Annotated in this window: 2 protein-coding genes; both read right to left on the reverse strand. The window is 40.2% G+C overall.

Translation table 11 applies throughout. From position 1 onward, the window contains the following. Positions 1 to 419: 419 nt before the first annotated feature. Positions 420 to 902 carry a hypothetical protein gene (locus tag A3729_RS13655; protein ID WP_068511189.1) on the reverse strand — a complete coding sequence of 161 codons (483 nt, stop codon included), beginning with the start codon at positions 900 to 902 and terminating at the stop codon, positions 420 to 422. Between the two features lie 120 nt (positions 903 to 1,022). Continuing rightward, on the reverse strand, positions 1,023 to 1,330 hold a 308-nt coding region (locus tag A3729_RS13660; protein WP_068633998.1), incomplete at its 5' end, for a multidrug efflux SMR transporter.

Consider the following 1,330-nt stretch of genomic DNA (forward strand, 5'->3'; position numbering starts at 1 on the left):
TAGGCCACGTGTTTTTGTGGCCGGAGTGATGTTTGATGAACTGGTTAGATGTTTTAGAACACCCAACTACACCAAACACCACGTTAAAACCTTTGTACTTGCCCAGAGACAAAAACACCCTAGATGGCGACTTTACCGGACTCCCTAGGAACACACCACCAACGAAACCTCTACAAATTAAAATGTACCTGAGAAGCTTAAACAGCGGAGCGGAACAGTTGGAAACCGTGCCACCTACCTTAATAATTTAAACGGAGGAATGCTCGATAAGAAACGAGCATTCCCTGCAGAATATTGAGCCCTAAACCTTAAGAGCCAAAAAACATTTAACGCTTAGCTAAACGGAGAGGTGAACTGGCGACTTTTTTGAGTGTTTTTCAAAAAAGGTGTCAGTTTGCCGAGTCCGTTTGAGCGCATTGTTATGTACTTAATTTTGATATTAGTTTTTTAAAAAGATCACCATAAAGAAATATGAAGCCAGCCAACAATATACATACTGCGAAAATAAATTTGTTGTGCACACTATTAACATATTGATAATCATATTTTTTTAACATTACACCATTAACACTTACCTGTTTTACCTTTAGGCCAAACAGTAAAGTATCCGCAAACCAAACCTTTACGTCAGCTCCCTGGGTAACCATATTCCGCTTTTGGGGTTTCAAGCGTAATCGATATTGCTCTTTTGACCCCGCTAAATTTAAATAGGTTTTATACCCGCGATATTTTACGTGTTTGAAACTTTCAATTACGCCTGCTGTAACTTCGTATTCATTTATTTTTTTTGCAGGGTCATCGAGTATTGATATTGTAAGCCCAATAATCACAGCAGCAGCTAGAGCCGAATATATAAATTTAAACAGTGCTTTAAAAGTTGCCATAACTTCGTTCTGAAACATAACGCCTTGCACAGCGGAAACTGTAGTGTAGTGGCTTTGTGCAACAATGAGCGAAGCGAATGCACAAAGCCGCGGAGCGGAGGTTTTCCGACTGGTGCAACTTGTTAGATGCATACTGGACTAATGTGCACTGGTTTTTGAAAGCAAGTTGAGAACAACAACGCCACCAACGATTAAACCCATGCCAACATACCCCCAAAGGTCAAGTTTTTGCCCGTGCATGAACCATGCGACTAGAGTTACTAAAACTATGCCAAGCCCTGACCAAACTGCATATGCAATACCAACAGGGATTGATTTCAGAGTAAGTGAAAGTAAATAGAAAGCAGCGCCATAGCCAATAATAACAAGCAGCGATGGGGCGATTTTAGTAAAACCTTCACTAGACTTAAGACTGGATGTTGCAATTACTTCACAAATAATAGCAG

The organism is Oleiphilus sp. HI0043, from assembly GCF_001634935.1.

Coding starts and splice junctions, on each gene's coding strand:
- A3729_RS13655 (WP_068511189.1), bottom strand. CDS start 902: ATGTTTCAGAACGAAGTTATGGCAACTTTTAAAGCACTGTTTAAATTT.